The following is a 5,818-nucleotide window of genomic DNA, read 5'->3' as shown; positions in this document are numbered from 1 at the left end:
GGTAGGGAATGCTGTAGAATGCACATCCATCGGCGGTGATGAAGATTAAAACTTCTGATAAAACAGCAACTTAGCACGAAGTGTTAAGATTGGGTTTTAGAAAGAAAGTTTAAAATAATTTGAAATTACTAGTTGACTTTCTAGAGATAGAGAGTAATATAGCCGACCTAGCTTGCTACTGACGAAGTAGCAAGAAGATCATTAAGAGATTATGAAGAACAACTTGTGTGGATTTTTACTGGTTGATCGATCGAAATTATTTTCATTGATTGAATGGTAGAAATTACTCGAAGTTTATTTGAGAAATATTTGTCAGAAAATTGATGAGCCAAGATTGGTGCCCTTTAAGGCACTAAGCAATATTAAACTGAAGAGTTTGATCATGGCTCAGATTGAACGCTGGCGGCAGGCTTAACACATGCAAGTCGAGCGGGGAAAGGTAGCTTGCTACCTAACTTAGCGGCGGACGGGTGAGTAATGCTTAGGAATCTGCCTATTAGTGGGGGACAACAGTTGGAAACGGCTGCTAATACCGCATACGCCCTACGGGGGAAAGCAGGGGATCTTCGGACCTTGCGCTAATAGATGAGCCTAAGTCAGATTAGCTAGTTGGTGGGGTAAAGGCCTACCAAGGCGACGATCTGTAGCGGGTCTGAGAGGATGATCCGCCACACTGGGACTGAGACACGGCCCAGACTCCTACGGGAGGCAGCAGTGGGGAATATTGGACAATGGGGGGAACCCTGATCCAGCCATGCCGCGTGTGTGAAGAAGGCCTTTTGGTTGTAAAGCACTTTAAGCGAGGAGGAGGCTACTTAGATTAATACTCTAGGATAGTGGACGTTACTCGCAGAATAAGCACCGGCTAACTCTGTGCCAGCAGCCGCGGTAATACAGAGGGTGCGAGCGTTAATCGGATTTACTGGGCGTAAAGCGTGCGTAGGTGGTCTTTTAAGTCGGATGTGAAATCCCTGAGCTTAACTTAGGAATTGCATTCGATACTGGGAGACTAGAGTATGGGAGAGGATGGTAGAATTCCAGGTGTAGCGGTGAAATGCGTAGAGATCTGGAGGAATACCGATGGCGAAGGCAGCCATCTGGCCTAATACTGACACTGAGGCACGAAAGCATGGGGAGCAAACAGGATTAGATACCCTGGTAGTCCATGCCGTAAACGATGTCTACTAGCCGTTGGGGTCTTTGAGACTTTAGTGGCGCAGCTAACGCGATAAGTAGACCGCCTGGGGAGTACGGTCGCAAGACTAAAACTCAAATGAATTGACGGGGGCCCGCACAAGCGGTGGAGCATGTGGTTTAATTCGATGCAACGCGAAGAACCTTACCTGGTCTTGACATAGTAAGAACTTTCCAGAGATGGATTGGTGCCTTCGGGAGCTTACATACAGGTGCTGCATGGCTGTCGTCAGCTCGTGTCGTGAGATGTTGGGTTAAGTCCCGCAACGAGCGCAACCCTTTTCCTTATTTGCCAGCACTTCGGGTGGGAACTTTAAGGATACTGCCAGTGACAAACTGGAGGAAGGCGGGGACGACGTCAAGTCATCATGGCCCTTACGACCAGGGCTACACACGTGCTACAATGGTCGGTACAAAGGGTTGCTACCTCGCGAGAGGATGCTAATCTCAAAAAGCCGATCGTAGTCCGGATCGCAGTCTGCAACTCGACTGCGTGAAGTCGGAATCGCTAGTAATCGCGGATCAGAATGCCGCGGTGAATACGTTCCCGGGCCTTGTACACACCGCCCGTCACACCATGGGAGTTTGTTGCACCAGAAGTAGGTAGTCTAACCGCAAGGAGGACGCTTACCACGGTGTGGCCGACGACTGGGGTGAAGTCGTAACAAGGTAGCCGTAGGGGAACCTGCGGCTGGATCACCTCCTTAACGAAAGATTGACGATTGGTAAGAATCCACAACAAGTTGTTCTTCATGAAGATGTATCTGAGGGTCTGTAGCTCAGTTGGTTAGAGCACACGCTTGATAAGCGTGGGGTCACAAGTTCAAGTCTTGTCAGACCCACCAAATCTGACTAACGCAGTATGAGAGTACTGAGCAAACAGAAAGCAAAGATACATTGAATCTAATGATAAGCTGGGGACTTAGCTTAGTTGGTAGAGCGCCTGCTTTGCACGCAGGAGGTCAGGAGTTCGACTCTCCTAGTCTCCACCATATATCGCTTTGCGATATATAAGCTAATAAATAAACAGTCAAGCGATTGAATGTTTAGTTTCCAAGCGATCAAGTGCTTAGATCCTAGAGATTAACAAGTATAAGCGTTACTATACGCGGACTTGGTAATCTCTGTGATTTATCACAGTTTCTAGACCTGACGAAGGCTAGAGCAATCATTAACAGATTAATTTGAGTTGAAATAAATTGTTTAAGGCTCAGAACTGAATTGAATTTAGCAGTAACTTGTTACTGTTGAGTGAAATGAAGAACTGAGAAACTAGCGATTAACTGAATCAAGCGTTTTGGTATATGAATCTAATAGAAGCTGTACTGTAGTTAAATCTACGGACAACAAACTGTATGAATGTGTTGAAAGACACAATCTGTTGTTATCCTCCTTGTAGGGATTAACGACTGTTTGGGGTTGTATAGTCAAGTAATTAAGTGCATGTGGTGGATGCCTTGGCAGTCAGAGGCGATGAAAGACGTAATAGCCTGCGATAAGCTCCGGGGAGGCGGCAAATATCCTGTGATCCGGAGATTTCTGAATGGGGAAACCCACTTAGCATAAGCTAGGTATCATACACTGAATACATAGGTGTATGAGGCGAACGAGGGGAAGTGAAACATCTCAGTACCCTTAGGAAAAGAAATCAATTGAGATTCCCTCAGTAGCGGCGAGCGAACGGGGAACAGCCCATTAAGTCATATAAGCTTTAGTGGAACGCTCTGGGAAGTGCGACCGTAGTAGGTGATAGTCCTGTACACGAAAGGGCTTATATGATGATGACGAGTAGGGCGGGGCACGTGAAACCTTGTCTGAATATGGGGGGACCATCCTCCAAGGCTAAATACTCCTGACTGACCGATAGTGAACCAGTACCGTGAGGGAAAGGCGAAAAGAACCCCTGTGAGGGGAGTGAAATAGATCCTGAAACCGCATGCATACAAGCAGTGGGAGCCGGCATTGCGTCCGGTGACTGCGTACCTTTTGTATAATGGGTCAGCGACTTATGTTCAGTAGCGAGGTTAACCGAATAGGGGAGCCGTAGAGAAATCGAGTCTTAATAGGGCGAATTAGTTGCTGGGCATAGACCCGAAACCAGGTGATCTATCCATGAGCAGGTTGAAGGTTGGGTAACACTAACTGGAGGACCGAACCCACTGTCGTTGAAAAGCCAGGGGATGACTTGTGGATAGGGGTGAAAGGCTAATCAAACTTGGTGATAGCTGGTTCTCCCCGAAAGCTATTTAGGTAGCGCCTCGGACGAATACCATTGGGGGTAGAGCACTGTTTCGGCTAGGGGGTCATCCCGACTTACCAAACCGATGCAAACTCCGAATACCAATGAGTACTATCCGGGAGACAGACTGCGGGTGCTAACGTCCGTAGTCAAGAGGAAAACAATCCAGACCGCCAGCTAAGGCCCCAAAATTGTAGTTAAGTGGGAAACGATGTGGGAAGGCATAGACAGCTAGGAGGTTGGCTTAGAAGCAGCCACCCTTTAAAGAAAGCGTAATAGCTCACTAGTCGAGTCGGCCTGCGCGGAAGATGTAACGGGGCTAAAACTACATGCCGAAGCTGCGGATTTGCAATTTATTGCAAGTGGTAGGGGAGCGTTCTGTAAGCCGATGAAGGTGTATTGAGAAGTATGCTGGAGGTATCAGAAGTGCGAATGCTGACGTGAGTAACGACAAAGCGAGTGAAAAACTCGCTCGCTGAAAGACCAAGGGTTCCAGTCCAACGTTAATCGGGGCTGGGTGAGTCGACCCCTAAGGCGAGGCCGAGAGGCGTAGTCGATGGGAAATTGGTTAATATTCCAATACTTCTGTGTAATGCGATGAGAGGACGGAGAAAGTTAAGTCAGCCTGGCGTTGGTTGTCCAGGTGAAAGGTTGTAGGCATGTATCTTAGGCAAATCCGGGGTACTCTATGCTGAGAACTGATAGCAAGCTAATTTATTAGCGAAGTGGCTGATACTATACTTCCAGGAAAAGTCTCTAAGCTTCAGTTACACAGGAATCGTACCCGAAACCGACACAGGTGGTCAGGTCGAGTAGACCAAAGCGCTTGAGAGAACTCTGCTGAAGGAACTAGGCAAAATGGTACCGTAACTTCGGGAGAAGGTACGCTGTCGACGGTGACGGAATTTACTTCCTGAGCGGTTGACAGCCACAGAAACCAGGCCCCTGCAACTGTTTATTAAAAACATAGCACTCTGCAAACACGAAAGTGGACGTATAGGGTGTGATGCCTGCCCGGTGCTGGAAGGTTAATTGATGGGGTTAGCGTAAGCGAAGCTCTTGATCGAAGCCCCAGTAAACGGCGGCCGTAACTATAACGGTCCTAAGGTAGCGAAATTCCTTGTCGGGTAAGTTCCGACCTGCACGAATGGCATAATGATGGGGGCGCTGTCTCCAGCAGAGACTCAGTGAAATCGAATTCGCCGTGAAGATGCGGTGTACCCGCGGCTAGACGGAAAGACCCCGTGAACCTTTACTGCAGCTTGACATTGAACTTTGATCTTACTTGTGTAGGATAGGTGGGAGGCTTTGAAGTCGTGACGCTAGTTGCGATGGAGCCAATCTTGAAATACCACCCTGGTAATATTGAGGTTCTAACTCTGCTCCATAATCTGGAGCGAGGACCATGTCTGGTGGGTAGTTTGACTGGGGCGGTCTCCTCCTAAAGAGTAACGGAGGAGTACGAAGGTGCGCTCAGCGTGGTCGGAAATCACGCGTAGAGTATAAAGGCAAAAGCGCGCTTAACTGCGAGACCCACAAGTCGAGCAGGTACGAAAGTAGGTCTTAGTGATCCGGTGGTTCTGTATGGAAGGGCCATCGCTCAACGGATAAAAGGTACTCTGGGGATAACAGGCTGATACCGCCCAAGAGTTCATATCGACGGCGGTGTTTGGCACCTCGATGTCGGCTCATCTCATCCTGGGGCTGAAGCAGGTCCCAAGGGTATGGCTGTTCGCCATTTAAAGAGGTACGCGAGCTGGGTTTAGAACGTCGTGAGACAGTTCGGTCCCTATCTACCGTGGGCGTTGGAAATTTGAGAGGATCTGCTCCTAGTACGAGAGGACCAGAGTGGACGAACCTCTGGTGTACCGGTTGTGACGCCAGTCGCATCGCCGGGTAGCTATGTTCGGAAGGGATAACCGCTGAAAGCATCTAAGCGGGAAGCCTACCTCAAGATAAGATTTCCCAAGGACTTTATGTCCTCTAAAGAGCCGTTGAAGACTACGACGTTGATAGGTTGGATGTGGAAGTGCAGTGATGCATGAAGCTGACCAATACTAATTGCTCGTGAGGCTTGACTATACAACACCCAAACAGTTGTTGTTTCGAAAGATTTCAAAGCAAAATGCTTGATTTAGTGAACGCTAGAACTTAAACTTTAACTCAAATATCTGTTAATAACTCATTTGACGAAAGCTAGGCATGCGAAAGCAATTAAGACCATAGCGAGTAAGCATAAACAGTTGTGCTGGCGACAATAGCAAGAGTGAACCACCTGATCCCTTCCCGAACTCAGAAGTGAAACCTCTTAGCGCTGATGGTAGTGTGGGGTTACCCATGTGAGAGTAAGTCATCGCCAGCTCATTAATTCTAAAACACCCCCTG

At 48.1% G+C, this 5,818-nt stretch carries 2 tRNA genes and 3 rRNA genes; all 5 read left to right on the top strand.

The features are described 5' to 3' along the window. Nucleotides 1-364 precede the first annotated feature (364 nt). The 5 genes from A6M14_RS00930 (at nucleotide 365) to rrf (ending at nucleotide 5,795) form a co-directional block, all read left to right on the top strand. Nucleotides 365-1,901, top strand: a 16S ribosomal RNA gene (locus A6M14_RS00930). A 61-nt stretch (nucleotides 1,902-1,962) separates the two neighbouring features. Beyond that, nucleotides 1,963-2,039: transfer RNA gene (locus A6M14_RS00925), tRNA-Ile, on the top strand. A gap of 71 nt (nucleotides 2,040-2,110) precedes the next feature. Next, nucleotides 2,111-2,186: transfer RNA gene (locus A6M14_RS00920), tRNA-Ala, on the top strand. 433 nt (nucleotides 2,187-2,619) lie between these two features. Further along, nucleotides 2,620-5,515 (top strand): 23S ribosomal RNA (locus A6M14_RS00915). Between the two features lie 165 nt (nucleotides 5,516-5,680). Next, nucleotides 5,681-5,795: ribosomal RNA gene (gene rrf / locus A6M14_RS00910) — 5S ribosomal RNA — on the top strand. Together the 16S, 23S and 5S rRNA genes with 2 tRNA genes alongside form the textbook arrangement of a ribosomal RNA operon. The last annotated feature ends 23 nt before the right edge of the window (nucleotides 5,796-5,818 follow it).

Source organism: Acinetobacter portensis (assembly GCF_009372215.1).
Taxonomy (GTDB): domain Bacteria; phylum Pseudomonadota; class Gammaproteobacteria; order Pseudomonadales; family Moraxellaceae; genus Acinetobacter; species Acinetobacter portensis.
The sequence above is the reverse complement of the archived record's forward strand: the minus strand, read 5'-3'. Positions and strand labels throughout refer to the sequence as shown.